Annotated in this window: 19 protein-coding genes; 6 read left to right on the forward strand and 13 right to left on the reverse strand. The window is 71.5% G+C overall.

Features of this window, described 5'->3' with window-relative positions; translation table 11 throughout:
• Nucleotides 1-161: 161 nt before the first annotated feature.
• Together ACGFN2_RS08125 and ACGFN2_RS08130 are read right to left on the reverse strand one after the other, a co-directional pair.
• The gene (locus ACGFN2_RS08125) at nt 162-533 is read right to left on the reverse strand and encodes a low affinity iron permease family protein (RefSeq protein ID WP_362613979.1); all 372 of its coding nucleotides are present in this window, start codon (nt 531-533) and stop codon (nt 162-164) included.
• Nucleotides 511-822: a DUF6479 family protein gene (locus tag ACGFN2_RS08130; RefSeq protein ID WP_393358419.1), complete on the reverse strand. Its 312-nt coding sequence runs from the start codon at nt 820-822 to the stop codon at nt 511-513. The genes ACGFN2_RS08125 and ACGFN2_RS08130 overlap by 23 nt, the downstream gene beginning before the upstream one ends.
• A 186-nt stretch (nt 823-1,008) precedes the next feature.
• On the opposite strand from ACGFN2_RS08130, the gene ACGFN2_RS08135 reads away from it, so the two are divergent.
• Complete coding sequence (locus tag ACGFN2_RS08135) at nt 1,009-1,164, forward strand: DUF6131 family protein (protein ID WP_362613984.1); 156 nt, start codon at nt 1,009-1,011, stop codon at nt 1,162-1,164.
• Between the two features lie 446 nt (nt 1,165-1,610).
• On the forward strand, nt 1,611-2,060 hold the full coding sequence (locus ACGFN2_RS08140; RefSeq protein WP_393358421.1) for a hypothetical protein: 450 nt from the start codon (nt 1,611-1,613) through the stop codon (nt 2,058-2,060).
• Here the strand turns inward: ACGFN2_RS08140 and ACGFN2_RS08145 are convergent.
• The 4 genes from ACGFN2_RS08145 to ACGFN2_RS08160 all read right to left on the reverse strand — a co-directional run bounded on the left by ACGFN2_RS08145 (nt 2,054) and on the right by ACGFN2_RS08160 (nt 4,891).
• On the reverse strand, nt 2,054-3,043 hold the full coding sequence (locus ACGFN2_RS08145; protein ID WP_393358423.1) for a MerR family transcriptional regulator: 990 nt from the start codon (nt 3,041-3,043) through the stop codon (nt 2,054-2,056). The two genes, ACGFN2_RS08140 and ACGFN2_RS08145, sit on opposite strands and share 7 nt — an antisense overlap.
• Nucleotides 3,044-3,111: 68 nt before the next feature.
• Nucleotides 3,112-3,378, reverse strand: a complete 267-nt coding sequence (locus ACGFN2_RS08150; RefSeq protein ID WP_362606035.1) for a DUF4190 domain-containing protein — start codon at nt 3,376-3,378, stop codon at nt 3,112-3,114.
• A complete protein-coding gene (locus ACGFN2_RS08155; RefSeq protein WP_362606038.1) occupies nt 3,375-3,548 on the reverse strand; it encodes a hypothetical protein in 174 nt (57 codons plus the stop codon). Before ACGFN2_RS08155 ends, ACGFN2_RS08150 begins: the two co-directional genes overlap by 4 nt.
• A 128-nt stretch (nt 3,549-3,676) precedes the next feature.
• Nucleotides 3,677-4,891 (reverse strand): PP2C family protein-serine/threonine phosphatase, encoded by a 1,215-nt coding sequence (locus tag ACGFN2_RS08160; RefSeq protein WP_393358426.1) that lies wholly within the window; start codon nt 4,889-4,891, stop codon nt 3,677-3,679.
• Between the two features lie 520 nt (nt 4,892-5,411).
• Here ACGFN2_RS08160 and ACGFN2_RS08165 point away from each other — a divergent pair.
• Nucleotides 5,412-5,741, forward strand: coding sequence for an STAS domain-containing protein (locus tag ACGFN2_RS08165; RefSeq protein ID WP_362606043.1), 330 nt, complete (start codon nt 5,412-5,414; stop codon nt 5,739-5,741).
• Nucleotides 5,742-5,823: 82 nt separating this feature from the next.
• Here ACGFN2_RS08165 and ACGFN2_RS08170 read toward each other — a convergent pair whose 3' ends face one another.
• The 7 genes from ACGFN2_RS08170 to ACGFN2_RS08200 form a co-directional block, all read right to left on the reverse strand.
• Nucleotides 5,824-6,234: an ATP-binding protein gene (locus ACGFN2_RS08170; protein ID WP_393358428.1), complete on the reverse strand. Its 411-nt coding sequence runs from the start codon at nt 6,232-6,234 to the stop codon at nt 5,824-5,826.
• Nucleotides 6,235-6,359: 125 nt separating this feature from the next.
• Nucleotides 6,360-7,646 carry a PP2C family protein-serine/threonine phosphatase gene (locus tag ACGFN2_RS08175; protein WP_393358430.1) on the reverse strand — a complete coding sequence of 429 codons (1,287 nt, stop codon included), beginning with the start codon at nt 7,644-7,646 and terminating at the stop codon, nt 6,360-6,362.
• Complete coding sequence (locus ACGFN2_RS08180) at nt 7,643-8,656, reverse strand: SpoIIE family protein phosphatase (RefSeq protein ID WP_362606051.1); 1,014 nt, start codon at nt 8,654-8,656, stop codon at nt 7,643-7,645. The genes ACGFN2_RS08175 and ACGFN2_RS08180 overlap by 4 nt, the downstream gene beginning before the upstream one ends.
• Nucleotides 8,653-9,129: an ATP-binding protein gene (locus ACGFN2_RS08185; RefSeq protein WP_362606053.1), complete on the reverse strand. Its 477-nt coding sequence runs from the start codon at nt 9,127-9,129 to the stop codon at nt 8,653-8,655. Before ACGFN2_RS08185 ends, ACGFN2_RS08180 begins: the two co-directional genes overlap by 4 nt.
• Complete coding sequence (locus ACGFN2_RS08190) at nt 9,113-9,523, reverse strand: STAS domain-containing protein (protein WP_362606056.1); 411 nt, start codon at nt 9,521-9,523, stop codon at nt 9,113-9,115. Before ACGFN2_RS08190 ends, ACGFN2_RS08185 begins: the two co-directional genes overlap by 17 nt.
• Nucleotides 9,520-10,395, reverse strand: coding sequence for an STAS domain-containing protein (locus ACGFN2_RS08195; protein WP_362606058.1), 876 nt, complete (start codon nt 10,393-10,395; stop codon nt 9,520-9,522). Before ACGFN2_RS08195 ends, ACGFN2_RS08190 begins: the two co-directional genes overlap by 4 nt.
• Nucleotides 10,396-10,689: 294 nt before the next feature.
• Complete coding sequence (locus ACGFN2_RS08200; RefSeq protein WP_393358434.1) at nt 10,690-11,877, reverse strand: PP2C family protein-serine/threonine phosphatase; 1,188 nt, start codon at nt 11,875-11,877, stop codon at nt 10,690-10,692.
• Between the two features lie 79 nt (nt 11,878-11,956).
• On the opposite strand from ACGFN2_RS08200, the gene ACGFN2_RS08205 reads away from it, so the two are divergent.
• From ACGFN2_RS08205 to ACGFN2_RS08215, 3 genes are all read left to right on the forward strand, one after another.
• Nucleotides 11,957-12,466, forward strand: a complete 510-nt coding sequence (locus tag ACGFN2_RS08205) for a MarR family transcriptional regulator (protein ID WP_362606063.1) — start codon at nt 11,957-11,959, stop codon at nt 12,464-12,466.
• Nucleotides 12,467-12,931: 465 nt separating this feature from the next.
• Entirely contained in the window at nt 12,932-14,008 is a 1,077-nt protein-coding gene (locus ACGFN2_RS08210; protein WP_393358436.1) for a hypothetical protein, read from the forward strand.
• 317 nt (nt 14,009-14,325) lie between these two features.
• A complete protein-coding gene (locus ACGFN2_RS08215) occupies nt 14,326-15,552 on the forward strand; it encodes a cytochrome P450 (protein WP_393358438.1) in 1,227 nt (408 codons plus the stop codon).
• Nucleotides 15,553-15,569 lie beyond the last annotated feature (17 nt).

Consider the following 15,569-nt stretch of genomic DNA (forward strand, 5'->3'; position numbering starts at 1 on the left):
CCCCACCACACCCCCCCCCCCCCCCCGGCCGGCGCGCCGGGCCCCCCCCCCCCCCCCCCCCCCCCCCCCCCCCCGCGCCGCCGCCCCCCCCCCCCGCCCGCCCCCCCCACGGCTCCGCGGTCGCATCCGGCCCCGTCAGGCGCGGGCGGTGCGGCGCCGCGTCAGGTCTCCTCCTCCAGGCGGATGGCCTTCCTGAGATTCTCGGCGGCCTGACCACCGCCCTTCTGCTCACGCTCCTCCAGCAGGGCCGCCGCCAGGGCGTCCAGCTTGCGCTGGACGGCGTGTTCCGCGCGCAGCTCGGAGTTCTTCAGCAGCGCGAGGAGCAGCAGGGTGACCGCGGCCATGAGGTCGCCGGTCACGATCTGCCACTCCAGGGGCAGATGCGCGAGATGGACGGCCACGAAGAGGGCGACCAGCGCCAGGCAGATGAGGAAGAAGGCGGGCGAGCTGGTGAACAGCGAAGCCTTCTCGGCGAACTCGGCGAACCGGCCTCGCTTCTCGCCGCCTCGGCTAGCGGGATGGCGTACGGCCATGGCCTTCGTCCTCTTCTTTCAGCCCGCGCGGGGAGCGCCGCTGCTCCGTTCGGGCGAGTTCCCGGGTCTCCCGGCTCTCCATGACGTCGCCGACCGGCCCGCCCTCCGGCAGCCGGGGCTGTTCCCCGGGACGGGGTGGACCGGGCTCGCGGGCCCTGTGCCGCCGCCCCCACATGAAGGCCGCGAGCAGCAGGGCTACCAGGGCGACGCCCGCGATGGCGAGCAGCAAAGCGCCCGTCCCGTCGGCGGCGGCCAGTTGTCCGGGCAGGTGCAGCGGGGGTGCGGACATGGTCTCAGTCTCCATCCGGGCCGGTTACCCGACGAGGCGAGAGCTACCCGCACCGGGCGGACCGCCGTCCGTGTCGCCGCTCACCCCGGCCCGGCCGCGGCGTGAACCGGTCCGTTTCGCAGCGGTTGCCGTGGCCGCGGTCCGGGATCACAGTGAAGGCAACACTCGTGCGAGATCGGAGTCGTGATGGTCGTTCTCGGCATCATCCTTCTGGTCATCGGATTCGTGACGGGGCTGGCCTTCCTGTGGACGATTGGCATCGTGCTCGTGGCCATCGGCGCGGTTCTGTGGCTCCTGGGCGCGACGGGGCACGCCGTCGCGGGACGGAAGCACTACTGGTAGCGCCGGAGGCGTTCCGCTGCCGGCGGGAGCCGCTGTGGAACGCCTCCGAGGACCGGCTGCCCGCCCACGGGTGCCCGCTCGAGGTGAGCGGGCACCCGTGGGCATGCGCGAGGCGTCCGAGGCGGAGTCCGTGGTGCCGGTCCCGGTCGGGGCCGGCACCACGCGCGTCCGCGGCCCCTGTCGGGGAGGCCCTCCCGACGACACGTCGGCGGCTGCTCGCTCCCGCCGTGTGACGGTTGCCCCGGACAGCATCCGGACAAGGCGCTGACCAGGCCGGACACCCCACCGGTTGTCCGGGACAGCGAACGCTGTTGTGTGCGTCCGTGCCGCTCCGTCAGGCTCTTGCTGCCCCGGCCGAGCAGCCCCCGGCGGGCCCCGAGCGTGCGAGGAAGCTCCGTCGGAGCCGCTCACGGACCGGGAACGGCACGCCCCTTCAAGGAGGACCGATGCGCACCATCCGTCTCGCTCTCACGGCCGCCGTCGCGGCGATCGGCGCAAGCGTCCCTGTCGTCGCGGCCGCCCCCTCGGCCGCGGCCGGCCCGCCGGCGAGGACGATGCACGTCAGTGCCGTCGCCGCCGACACAGGCTCGACCACGTGCAACGACCTGACGATCAGCGCGACGTACACGATCCGTGGCAAGTGGAGCTACCTCAACAGCGTGCAGGCCTACGAGACCGGCGGCTACGACAAGTTCTCGTCGACCACGCTCCACTACCGGGCGGACGGCGGGCGGACCACCTTCACGTCCGAGTCGTGGTTCCGGGACCAGGACGACGACTTCACCTGGCGCCCGAACATGGGCGGGGTGGACCTCGCCCGCAAGCCCTACCTCAAGATCCAGCGCAAGTCGTTCGGCGGCCTCAACTACTGCGAGGCCTACATCCACCTCTACTGACCCGCCACGTCAGCGGGGAACGGGCGGGCCGTGGCACCCTCACGGCCCGCCTGCCGGGTCAGATCGCCAGAATCCGGTCGCTGTCCGGATCGTGCAGCACCACCTCGGCGTACGGACCGAGCAGCAGCGCCACGGCCTGGCACGCCGGTCCCCATCCCCTCGTCGAGCGCGCGGATCGCCGCGGCGGTCTCGATGCCGTCGTCGTGCAGCACATGGCGCAGGCGGGTGATGTCGACGTACGCGGCGTCGAGGGGGTACGGGGTCAGGCGGGAGAGCGCGGTGCAGTACTTGGCTATCGAGGACCGGCCCGGGATGAAGATCGACAGTTCGTCCCTGGCCTCGAAGGTCTGCACCTCCAGATCGCCGGGCAGCGCCGCGAGGGTGCCCTCGTCCGCCGTGACGGGAATCTTCACCAGCCAGGACTCCTCCTCGCCCGCGAGGGTCCGTCTCCGCTGCTCCGGGGTCTCGTTGGCCAGGGTGTACCAAGGGGGCCCCGGCACGACGGCCCCGCAGGACTCCACGGCCCTGACCACCTCCCGCGCGGTGGCGGCGATGGCGGCATCGGCCTCGTCCCACGCGCGCTGGTCGCACACGACCGAGGTGCCGGGCACCAGCTTCGAGACCACCGTCGTCCCGGGCGTGTGGCACCGGCGCACCTCCGGCCACGAGGCGAAGAACCTGCGCGCGTCCCTGATCGCCTCGTCCTGGGCCTGCCGCAGGCGCTCCACCTCCGCGCTGTGCTCCTGCAGCAGAGCCGGGGCGGTGTCCGGTTCGTCGAGAGCCCGCCGGACGAGCTTGACGCTCATGCCCGTGCCGCGCAGGACGGTGACCAGCATGGCCTGTTCGGCCTGTTCCAGCAGGTACGAGCGGTAGCCGGTCTGCTCGTCGACATGGGCCGGGACGAGCAGACCCTCGGAGTGGTAGTACCGCAGCGTCTGTGGCGGCAGATGGCACATTTCGCTGAATTCGCTGATCGACAACATGACGCCATGGTCGTCGTTACAGCAGCTGCAAGGTCAAGCCCCCGGGCCCGGTGCCCGCCGGCCGGCTCTCAGAGGTGCCAGCTGAGGGTGCCGCTGTGCGCGGACAGCACCACCAGCAGCACGAGGTCGACGGTGCCGAAGAGCAGGCCCAGGGAGGCGCGCAGGCGCCGGATGGTCCCGCGGCGGAGGGCCGCCGCGCCGAAGAACAGGGCGCACGGGCCGAGGAAGAGGTTGAACACCAGCAGGCCCAGCAGCCCGCAGACGAACGCGGCGACCGCCATGCGGTCGGCCTGAGGGTGCGCTCCGGTCTTCAGGGGAATCCGCAGGGAGGTCATCGGCCGGCTCCCTTCGTCGCGCCGCCCGCCTTGTGGCGCTCCCTCGCGAAGAAGACCGCCAGCCAGGCGGTGATGGCGATTCCGGCGACGACCGTGACGGGCACGGGAACGTGCCCCGCGGTCCCCAGGAGTGCGCCGAACAGGAACAGGGCCACGACCAAGAAGAGCATGATCCGCCTTTCCGTAGGGGTCGGCAGGGTGCCGGCACCGGGACACCGGCGAGCGTGAGGCCCCTGCTGGTGACACCCGCTGCGCCCTTGGAGCGGTGCCCTGTCCCGCGTACCCGGAACTGCTGCTTCTAAAGGGGGCCGTCCCCGGCGTCTGCCGCCCTCCCCGGCCCCGCCGCCGGGTCTCCCTGCCGTCCGAACCAGTCGACGCACAGCACCAGGGAGTCGTCCGGTGAGGCGGCGTCGCGGTGTGCGGCCAGGTCACGGAGTACGGCACGGGGCACGTCGGCGGCCGGGAGCAGCCGGCCGGCGTGGATGGTCCGGGCCAGGGCGCGCTCCACGTAGGCCTCCCCCCGCGGGGAACGCGCCCCGTACACGCCGTCGCTGACGATGAGCAGCCGGTCCCCGGGCAGTACCTCGAACTCCTGCGGCTTGTAATGGGTCTCCTCGAACATGCCGAGCGGCATCTGGCCGTCGAGTTCGATGCGCTCGACGGTCCGTCTCCGCAGTCGCCACAGCTGGGGCGACCCGGCGTCCACGGCCTGGACCCGGCCGTTCGCGAGGTCGAAGCACAGCAGCAGCGTGGACACATGGGCGGCGCCCCGGTACTGGGCGTAGACGGCCTGGTCGGCCAGTGCCGCCTGGTCCTCGATGCCGATACCCGCCCGGCGCGCGTTGCGCAGCGCGTTCACGGCGAGATGGGTGAGCATCGAGGCGGCAACGCCGGTGCCCGTGCCGTCGGTGACGGCGAGGGTCAGCTCGTCGGCGTCCGAGGCCCAGTCGTAGTTGTCGCCGTGGCTGTCATAGGCGGGTTCGAGCTGGGCGCCGATGGCGTACTCGGCGGCGGAACAGGCGCTGGCGGGCAGGAGTTGCCACTGCATCTCGGCGGCGAGACTGAGCCGGCTGATGCGTCGCGCCCGCCGGTAGACGTCGGTGTCCCGCTCGGCCACCAGGAGTTCGTGGCCGAGCACACCGGCCACGTGGACGAGGTCGTCGACGGCTTCCGGCAGGGACCGCTCGACGGGCAGCCGTACGGTGAGAACGCCGGTGCGTTCCCCGCGGACGGTCACCGGAAGGTGGTGCTCGACGATCCCTCCCTGCCGGGTCCGGCTACGGGGTTGCTGGCTGCCGAACGCCCTGCCCTCGGCGCTGTTGGCGACGGGGACCGGTGTGGCGGCCGCTCCCGCCGCGCCGAAGGGGGCGAGGGCCGTCGCCCCGTGGTCAGCGAGCAGCAACTCCACCGAGAGCGCGCCGTAGCCTTCGGCGAGTACCTCGCGAAGCGTGTCCACCAGAGCGTGCGGGGGCGAGGCTTGCAAGGCGCGTGCTACCCCAAGGCGTTGAGTCACGGTCTCTCAGGCATTCTTCGTCCGTGGACGAGGGCAAAGGCGGGGGTCGGCGGGGAACCGCGCCGCATGACGGAACAGGGTGGTCAAGGCTCCCGTCACGGTGGCCTCTTGACCCCCGTGAGCACGGAAGGGCGGGCGCCCCGCGCACAGTTGCACCTGCCGGGGCAGGGAGGCGGGGCGGCAGACGGCCCGGTGCGTTCCAACGCGGCGGCCTCCCTCCCCACTCGCACAGGAGGTGACGGCCCACGCTTCGTCGGCGGCCACGCTCATGTTCTGCCAGCGCGTGCGGCGGATCTCAGGCCGCTTCCGGTCTCACGCCACGCCAGGCGCAGCCGCCTTGCTCCGTGACGAGAACAGATTGTTGCCTTATGGCGAATGTTGTCAAACGGCAACTATGGCTTCTATTCTGGAGCGAGCCAGTCACGTGTCGTACAGACGGACCGGGAACGACGCGTCGCTCCAGCCGTCAGCCCCTACAGCGAGGTTCACCGTGCTGCCCCAGCCCAGTGGAGGCCGACCGATGGCGACGGAGAGGGTGGCGTGGCGAGGGCGGGAGGCGCTGGTCGTCGCTGTCTCGGGACCGCTCGATCTCGACACCGTCGGGCCCCTCGAAGAGGCCCTCGGGGCGGCGGCCGAGGACGGCAGCGCGGCAGTCGTCGTCGACCTGTCCGCGGCCACGTTCGCGGACTCCACCACGGTCAACGTGCTGTTGCAGGCGCACACCGCGCTGGGCCCGGCCCTGCGCCTCGCGGCCCCGTCCGCCGCACTGCGACGCCTCTTCACCCTCACGGGACTGGACACGGTCCTGCCGCTCCACGAGTCCGTGACGGAAGCCCTCGCCGCCGGGTGACGGAGCGGGGCCGCGGCACCCAGGGCCGGGCCGGCCTCGGGCGGCGCTGCCGCCGCTCCGCACCGCGCCCGGCGGAGCGCTCTCAGCGTGCCAGGGCCGCCCGCACCGTCTTGCCGCCGGAGGACCCCGGGAGGACCACGACGTCGAGAGCCAGGCTCTTCACCAGGGGCCATCCGAAGCCGCCGTTGCTGCCGGACAGGTCGGGGCGTCGCTCCCGCGGATGCGCGGAGCTGGGGTCCTCGACGGAGACCTCGATCCGCTCGCGGTCCGCGCGCAGGTGCAGGGCCGTGACGGCGCCGGCGTGCCGCAGCGCGTTCGCGACCAGCTCGGAGACCAGGAGCAGCACGTTCTGGGTGGTCCCCGCGGAGGGCTCCGGGCGGAGCAGCGCGGCGAAGTGTCTGACGACCTCGCGGGCGTCCGCCGCGGAGTCCGGGTGGCAGACGCGGTAGGCCGACGGTGACGGGTGGTCGTCAAGCACGAGCTGGTGTTGCATGGTGTTCTCCTCCCGCTCGGTAGGGGCCCGTTCTCGGCTGCTGTTCATGACCGTCTGCCCAGACATTCGCCCGGGAAAGATGGCGTGCGGCGTACGGCCGCCGTGGCAGGGGGAGTTCAAGGCCGTCACGTCAGGGAGGTGCTCGGGGTGTTCGCCGCTCGGCGGACGGCCAGGGCGAGTGTGTCGTCGGCATGCAGGATGACCGTGTGCATGTCCTTCGCGACGGCGCCGGGGATCTCGTGCACCGGCCGCCGGGCGTGCGCCCAGGCGCTCTTGACGAGCCGCGCCTCGCCTTCGATCGGATCGCGCCGGCTCTCGGTCAGACCGTCGGTGTAGAGCACGAGCAGATCGCCCTCGTGCAGCGTGTCCTCCAGCACGGTCTCGCTCCCGGGGAGCGGGAAGCCGATACCCCGGCCGCGGACCTCCAGGTAGTCGGAGGTCCCGTCGGCGCGTACGACCAGGGCCGGCGGGTGACTGCCGTTGGCCAGGCGGAGTGCGCCGGTTTCGGGGTCGATCCGCGCCAGCAGGACGGTGGCCATGGTCTCGGGGTCGAACGGCGCGAGAATGTCGTGGGTCCGGGCCACGATGGATTCCAGCGGGTGGCCTTCGAGGGCCAGTGTGCGCACCGCGTGCGTGACGTTGAGCGCGCTGCGGGTACTGCGCACCCCGTGGCCCAGCGCGTCCACGACCGTGATGTGCACCGTGCCGTCGGGAAGCAGGAGCCAGTCGTAGAAGTCGCCTCCGGTGGGGGCGTCGGTGTCGGCCGGGGCGTAGTGGACGGCGAACTCCAGACCGCTGACAGTGATCGGCGGGGGTCGGAGCGCGTCCTCCAGCTCCCGCAGGATCTGACCGTGCGCCCGCCGCAGTCGCTCGTCCCGCTCCTCCAGCTGGATGTAGAGGGCGAGCACTCCGCTGTTGGTCTCGGCGAGTTCGTCCTTGAGCCGGTGCAGTTCGGTGGTGAGGGTGTCCACCCGGGAGAGCGCGGCGCGGAGATCACCTTCGAGCGCCGCGATCTCCGCCTCGTGGGCCACCGCCCCGTCGGCCTCCTGGGGAAAGCCCTGGGCGGGCACCGGGGCGGGGCGCGGCGCCTCCTCCCCTTCGCCGAGGGGGAGGTACCAGGCAACGGCACCGTCGGGCGTGGGCTGCCCTCGCAGCGGAAGGTCGGTCAGGCTCGGCGACGCCGTGCTCCGGCCCGCGTGCAGGGTGACCGCCAGCAGTCGCCTTCCGTCGGGGACGGATTGTTCGACGGCCTCCAGGCGGACGGGGCCCTCGGTCTCGAAGGCGGCCGTGGCCATCTGGGACACGGAGAGCAGCAGCCGCGCCGTGTTGTGGGACGGAAGCCGGTGCGCTGCGCAGACTTCCCGGACGGCGCGTCGCAGGCCCGGCAGGTTGTGGAAGGTATGGGGGGTCACGGAAGTCTCTGGCTGGGTCGGGCGGCGAGCACGGTCGCGTCGTCGCGGGTGAGGCGGTGGCTGTGGGCGAGGGACGCGGCGAGGAGGTGCGGCGGCAGCCGGCGCACGAACGGCGAGGGCGCCTGGGCCCACCGCTGATCGATGCCGTCGGAGTGCAGCACCGCGGTGGCACCGGGCGGCACGGGGAACGAGCGCACCTGCGGCACCGTCATGTTCAGGCCGGCTATACCAGGCTGGCCACTCAGGCGGTGGCCGACATCGAGCGCGGTCAGCGTCAGGACACGGACATTGCCGATACCGGTGTACTCCGCCCGGCCCGGGTGCAGGCGCAGCAGGCCCACCGCGGCGCCCCGGGTGCGGCGCAGCGCCCGGTGGAGGGCGGTGAGGAGTTCCGGCAGCGGGAGGTCCGGGGCCCGGTGGAAGGACCGGAGGGCCACCTGCGCGGCCTCGGCCGCTTCCGGGCCGTGGCCGAGGCCGTCGACCACGACCGCGGTGCGGACGGCGCCCCGGTCGACGACGGCGTAGGCGTCGCCGCTCGTCTCCTCGCGCTCCGCCGGCAGACAGACCGCACCCACCTCCTGCCCGGCCGCCGGTGCGGCGTCGGGATCGCTGAGGCGGGCCCGGACGAGGGTGCCGGTGCCGGTCTGCGTACGGATGGTGAGGTCGGTCGCTATCCGCTTCACGGCGCCCAGGCCGGCACCGAGGGTGCTGCCGGTGGTGTAGCCGTCGGTGAAGCAGCGCTGGAGTTCGCCGATGCCGGGCCCGTGGTCGGCGGCGACGATCTCCATCCCGCCGCCCAGGGGCAGCGGCTGGATGAACAGCGACCCGCCGGTCGCGTGATGGGCCAGGTTGCTGGCCAGTTCCGAGGCGATGACGGCGGCCTGGTCGGGCAGTGCTCCCGGCAGGGAACAGCGCCCGGCGACCGCGCGGGCGGTCTCGGCGGCAAGATGGACGGCGCTGTAGTGGTCGACGGCGATGTGTGCCGTCGGCAGGGTCTCGGGAAGGGTCACCGCCCGGCCCATCGCGTGGCGATCACGGTCGTGCCCCGCCCGGACGCGGTGTGCAGTTCGAAGTCGTTCATCAGCCGCCGGGCACCCCCCAGGCCGTGGCCGAGTCCCGCGCCCGTGGTGAAGCCGTCGGTCAGCGCGGCGTCGACGTCCCCGATGCCGGGCCCGTCGTCCACGACCGTCAGGCGCAGTCCGGCGTTTCCGCTCAGCGACAGCTGCTCGATGGTCACGCTGCCCCCTCCGCCGTGGATGTAGGCGTTGCGCGCCAGCTCACTGGCGGCGGTGACCACCCGCGTCTGGTCGACGATGCTGAATCCGGCGCGCAGGGTGGCCGCGCGCACCGCGTGGCGGACGGTCAGCAGGTCTTCTTCGGTGCGCACATGGTGGACCGTACGGCCTCCCTTTCCGTCGGCGGTGTCGTTGGCCCTGGTGGCGGCGGGAGCCACCGGGTCGTCAGTGCTACGGGCGGAACTCACTCCGGCCCCCTCCGGACGGCTGCGGGTTCTGACGCCACCCCATCGCAGCCATGCCCTGTTCGGCGTTGAGTGCCGTCTCCACTCCGGTGAGCTGGAGTCCCAGCTCGACCAGGGTGATGGCGACCGGCGGCCGCATCCCGGCGACGATCACCCGGGCGCCCAGCAGCCGTGCCGTGGTGGTCAGTTCCATCAGCGTGCGGGCCACGAAGGAGTCGACGATCTCCAGCCGGGAGATGTCGATGAGGACGCCGCGGGCTCCGTCGCTGGTGATGCGGCTGGTGAGTTCCTCGGTGAACGCCACGGCGGTCTTGTCGTCGAGTTCGTTGAGGAGACCTGTGACCAGGACGTCTCCCAGGCGCAGAATCGGGACGCCACCCGAGACGGGGGCATTCATCGCCTGTCCAGCGTGGCGATGTCCGACGCCGCGTCGGTGAGTTTCACGGCCTCGCCGAGGGCGTCGGCGAGGGTGGCGCGGGTCAGGATCGTCGACAGGTCGATGCCGAGCTGCGCGATGGTCTGCGCGATGGGCGGCCGGATTCCGCTGATGACGCAGTCCGCGCCCATCAGACGTACGGCGTTGACGGTGTGCATCAGATGCTGGGCGACAGCCGTGTCGACCGTGGGCACACCGGTGATGTCGATGATGGCGACCAGCGCCTCGTGCTCCTGGATGGCCTGGAGGAGGTTCTCCATCACCACCTGGGTGCGTGCGGTGTCGAGCGTGCCGATCAGCGGGACGGCCAGAACCTGGCGCCACAGCCTGACGACCGGGGTGGAGACCTCCAGCAGCTGCTGGCTCTGCCGGCGGATGATCTCCTCGCGGCCCTCGACGAAGACCTCGAACGAGAGCGCGCCGGCGGTGTCCAGCAGGCGGTTGATCAGCACCGCACTGCCGAAGAGGTCCTCCCCTTCACGGGTGCGCCGCTGTACGGCCTCCAGCAGGACCTCCTTGAGCGACAGGACCGCCAGGGAGGTCGCGGTGGGCGAGACGCCCCGGCGGGCACGGCGCAGCGAGATCTCGGACACCGTCCGGTGCATCTCCTCGTGCGAGGTGACCACCCGTTCGACCGGAACGCCGAGTTCCAGGCCGGAGAGCAGGGCGCCGACCAGCGCGTCGGCCTCCTCGCCCAGCTCGGCCTCGCTCACGTCCCCGTCCAGGGAGGGCTGTGCCAGCTGCAGCCGCACCCAGCGGTCCGAGATCTCATCGGCCTCTTCGCGCAGCACGTTCGTGACCCGCTCGCGTGCGGCAGCCTCAGCGGAAACCAACTCTTTGTCCTTTCGGTCCGGCCCGTCCGACCGCGTCGGGACTTCTCGCCCGGCGGTGCGGCCGGGCCCACCCGCACTCATCGATAATTGCCTTCCGGCAAATGTTAGCGAGCGCGATCAAGCGTTGATAGGCGCGGGCCCCCTCTTCACCCGCCGAGACGGAGAACGGCCGGACGGCCGAATCGGTGCGGTGTTTTTGCGGCTGAAGAGGAGATATGAGATCCGGGATTCCCCGGGGCACGGCGGTCCGGCGGGGTCCTGAGCGAAGCGCGTGACCAGCACCGCGCGCGACGGTCACCCGCCGGTCGCCGCCTGACCGAGAGCGTGGCCGAACCAGTCAAAACACAGCACCAGGGCGTCATCCAGCGTCTCCGCACCACGGTATTCGGCCACATCGCGGAGCACGGCTCCCGGAGCCATGGCGGCGGGCAGCAGACGCGTGGCGCCCAGCGCCCGCGCGAGCGCCCGCTCCGCGTACGTCCCGCCCCGCGGCGAGGGCGCCTCGTACACCCCGTCGCTCACGAACAGCAGCCGGTCCCCCGGTTCGACCGTGAAGCTCTCAGCCGTGTAGTGGGACTCCTCGAACATGCCCAGCGGCAGCTGCCGGTCCGGCTCGACGCGCTCGACGGACTTCCCCCGCAGCCGCCACAGCTGCGGCGACCCCGCGTCGACGACCTCCATCCGTCCCGTCGCCAACTCGACGCGCAGCAGCAGCGTCGACACATGACACGCGCCCCGGTAGTGGCCGTACACCGCCTGGTCGGCCAGTGCCGCCTGATCGGCGAGGCCGGCGCCGGCGCGGCGGGCGTTGCGCATCGCGCTGACAGCGAGGTGGGTGAGGAGCGCGGCCTCCACGCCCTGCCCCATGCCGTTGGTGACGGTGAGCGTCAGCGCGTCGCCGTCCGAAGCCCAGTCGAAGTTGTCGCCGTGCACGGCGTAGGCGGGTTCCAGCTGGGCACCGAGGGCGTACTGCGCGGTGGCACACGCCCGGGCGGGGAGCAACTGCCACTGCATCTCCGCCGCCACGGTGAGGCGGCTGACCCGGCGGGCCCGCTGGTAGACGTCGGTGTCCCGCTCGGCGACCAGGATCTCGTGGCCCAGCTGGCCGGCGATCTGCCTCAGCTCGTCGAGGACCGCCGGTGTGGAGCGTGCGGCGGGCAGCCGGACGGTCAGGATGCCGATCCGGTCGCCGCGCACCGTCACCGGCAGATGGTGGTCGACGGCCTCGCCATGGGGCGCCTGCTGCTCGCGCGGCTCCTGGCTTCCCAGCGCCCGCCCTTCGGGGCTGTTGGCCACGGGCAGTGAGACATCGCCGCCCTCCGGGGCGTCGCACGACCTGAGGACGGTGCCGCCGTAGTCCGTCAGATACAGACGCACGGAGGTGGCCCCGTAGGCGGCGGTGAGATGGTCGCGCAAGGTGGCCGGCAGGGCGTGCGGGAGCGAGGCACGCAGCGCCGGCCCCAGGTCACAGCGTTCAGTCATGGTTCCGGAGCACCCTTCCTGCGGCGCCTGGGGCAGGGTCGGTCTGACAAGGAGAGGCGCAGGGTGACAGAGTGTTGGTGTGCCCCGTTTCACCAGTCGGTCCCCTTCCCGCGCACAGGCGAGCGCGGCGGCCCTCGCCGCCTCCGAACTGCTGGAGGTGCTGTGGGGGCACGGCCAGGAGGCGGCGCGCTCGGCGGAGGTCTCCCCTTCCCAGCTCCGCGCGCTGCTGGTGCTCGAAAAACGGGAAGGCACGAATCTGCGCACGCTCGCCGCGGCGCTCGCCTCGCGCCCGCCGGCGGTCAGCAGGCTCTGCGACCGTCTGGAAGCGATGGGCCTCGCCGAACGGGGCCCCAGCGCGACGAGCCGACGTGAGGTCGAGTTGCGGCTGAGCCTGCGCGGCAGGGTGCTGCTGGAGGAGTACCGGGCGGCGCGGAGCCGGGAGATCACGGCCACCCTGGAGCGGATGGACCCGTCCGACGTCGCCAAGCTCGCGGCCGGCCTTGAAGCCTTTCACACGGCGTCCGCCCGGCTCGTCGTGGACGAGGGCGGCGCGGCCGCCCGGGACAGCGGCGTCGCGGACAGCGCCTAGCCTCACCTGTGCTCCGTCCCTCGATCCGGCGTGCCACGCCGGAAGCGCTCTGCGCGGACGGGACAACAGATCGCCGTCGCACCGGCGACGTTATCAAAGCGCGATATCGCCGCTCGCCGGACGCCCGGCACCGCACCAAAGGCGGCTCACTCCGCCTGAGAACCGTCTCACCATCCGCGTGAGAACGGCGAGCGCAGGCGCTTCCCGCTAAAAGCCGCAAATGTTACCGAGAAGTCCGCGGAACCACCGCGGAACGGCTTCCCTCTTCGCTTGTGCCGAGAGGAGGAAACCCCGTTCCGCATTCGCCGGGCGAGGTCGGGCACAGCGCGGCCCAGCGGAATCCCTTTCTGGTGGATTCCGGCCGGCCTCCCGCTCTCCACGGCGAATTCGATGAACTGGTCCCTTTTCGCGGGGTTCTGGAAACTCACGCGCTCAACAGCTGCTGGAAGCAAGGGAGATATCACCATGTCGAATTCCGCTGCCGCCCCGCGCCGGGCGTCCCGGCGCAGGGCCAGAAGTGTCACGGTGCTGGCCGCGGCCCTGCTCACCGCGGCGCCGTTGCTGGGCTCCGCCTCACCGGCCGTGGCCGCCGAGGAGAATCCGATCCGCAATGACAAGCTCTACGAGAGCGAGGACGACATCCAGGCGGCCTTGACGAAGACGGCACCCGTCGGGGACTCCGAGACGGTGATGGGTTACCCGAAGGGAATCGACAGGGACGCGAACGGTGCCGTCATGCCGTTCGACCTGCGCGATGTGCAGGACAAGTACGACCCCCAGCAGGCGGTCCAGGACGCCAAGCAGGCGGCGCAGAAGTACGCGGACGACGCGAACAACCCCGCCGGGTACCGGGATGTCGCGCAGCAGCTGGTGACGGGCTGGGGAAAGAAGAACGCCGACAACCCGGCCGTCGAGGTCCGCAAGAACACCACGGACGACAAGATGACGGACAAGTACACCCAGGGCCCCGCCGAGTCGTACTGCGCGGGGAAGGACGTCATCGACGGGTCACCGCACGATGTCCAGGCATCGCCGTGCGTCTTCGTCGGGAAGCTCGACACGAAGCCCGGCTCCAAGTACCCCAAGATCGGGAGCTCCAGCGCCGTTCTGGGCGGAGGGAAGAAGACCTACAAGGTGACGGGTCAGGTCACCGACGAGAAGAGCACGACGGACGGCTGGTCGGTGGGCGGCAAGTTCACGCCCAAGGTCACCACGACTCCCGCCAATGGAGGGACGGGCGGAGAGCTCGGCGGCGAGGCCGGCTTCACCTACAGCTGGTCCGTCACCACGACCGAGCGCAAGATGACCGGGGTCGACGACCAGACCGAGGTCACTTTCCCGAGCGACAAGAAGGGCAGCCTGCAAGGCCGCCGTGACGGCGCCTACTACGTCGGCTACCTCGTCGTCCGCTACGCCGACCCCAAGGGCTTCGCACGGGCGGAGGAGGAGCGTCTGATCGCCATTCCCGCCCGGGTCTACGTGCAGTCCCCCAAGAGCAGCACACCGGTCAGCTACTTCACCTACACGGAGCCCGTGTCGTAGGAGCCCTGGCCGGACCTCGGCACCCGGCCCGAGCGAAACCCCGGCCCGTCGGGTCGTTCCCCGCACCACCTCCGGCACCGGCGGGCTGGGAACCACCCGGCGGGCCCGAAAAACCGGCGGGCCGCACTCCGCACAGCAGGACAGCTCACGGGACAACTGCGCGCATTTCGGGTATGGCGGCAGAAGGCTTGACCCTGACCCTGCGTCAGGGTTGGAGCCTTCTCGGCATGACCGGGGGAAGTCCCCTGCCGTTCAGGGCAGTTGACCTGTCCCGAGGCGCCACTCCCCCTCATCGACCGCCACGAGAGGAAATCCCGATGAGTCACACGGTTCCCGTCCCGAACGGCCTGCCCATGGAGCGCGACGCCGGCCCCTTCGACCCGCCACGCGACCTCACCCGGCTGCGCGAGGCCCGCCCGGTCAGCCCTCTGCTCTTCCCCGACGGTCACGAGGGCTGGCTCGTCACCGGATACGACGCGGTCCGCCAGCTCCTGGCCGACACCCGGTTCAGCTCCCGCCAGGACATCGGCGTGCTCCACGTACCGTACGAGACCCCCGGCATGCCCGCCGCCACCGAACCGTCCCCGCAGGTGCCGGGCCTGTTCGTCGCCATGGACCCGCCGGATCACACCCGGCTGCGGCGGATGCTCACCGGCGCCTTCACCGTGAGACGCATGAAGCAGCTCGAACAGCACATCACCGACATCGTCGAGCGGCAGCTGGACGAGCTGGCGCGCCTCGCCCCGCCGGTCGACCTGGTCAGGGAGTTCGCCCTGCCGGTGCCCTCGCTGGTGATCTGCGAACTGCTCGGCGTCCCCTACGCGGACCGGGAGACCTTCCAGGTCAACTCCGCCAGGTTCCTGGTCAAGGACCAGCCGCTGGACGAGAAGATGGCCGCGTACGGCGCCATGACCACGTACCTGGCCGAACTGGTCACACACAAACGCGCCGACCCCGGCGAGGACATCCTGTCCGACCTGGCCCGCCGAGACGACCTCAGCATCGAGGAACTGACCGGTATCGCCTTCCTGTTGCTGCTCGCGGGCCACGAGACCACTGCCAACATGCTGGCGCTGGGCACCTTCGCGCTCCTGGAACACCCCGAGCAGCTGGACCGACTCCGCGCCGACGCCGACCTCCTCCCCGGTGCCGTCGAGGAACTCATGCGCTACCTGTCCGTCGCCGACATCTTCTTCCGCTACGCGACGGAGGACATCGAACTCGGCGGTGAGACCATCGGCAAGGGATCGACCGTCGTCGTCTCGCTCCTGGCCGCCAACCGCGACCCCCGGCGCTTCGACGACCCCGATGCCCTGGACATCCGCCGAAAGGCCCGCGGTCACCTGTCGTTCGGTCACGGCATCCACCAATGCCTCGGCCAGCAACTGGCCCGCATCGAGATGCGCGCCGGATTCGAGGGACTGCTGCGCCGCTTCCCGACCCTCGAACTCGCCGTCCCCGCCGACGAGGTGAGGCTCAGGACCGACATGAACATCTACGGCGTCCACGAACTGCCGGTCACCTGGACGGAACCGGCCCGCTAAGATCCTCGCCGGCGCTG

The sequence above is a fragment of the Streptomyces sp. NPDC048612 genome (assembly GCF_043199295.1).
GTDB lineage: Bacteria > Actinomycetota > Actinomycetes > Streptomycetales > Streptomycetaceae > Streptomyces.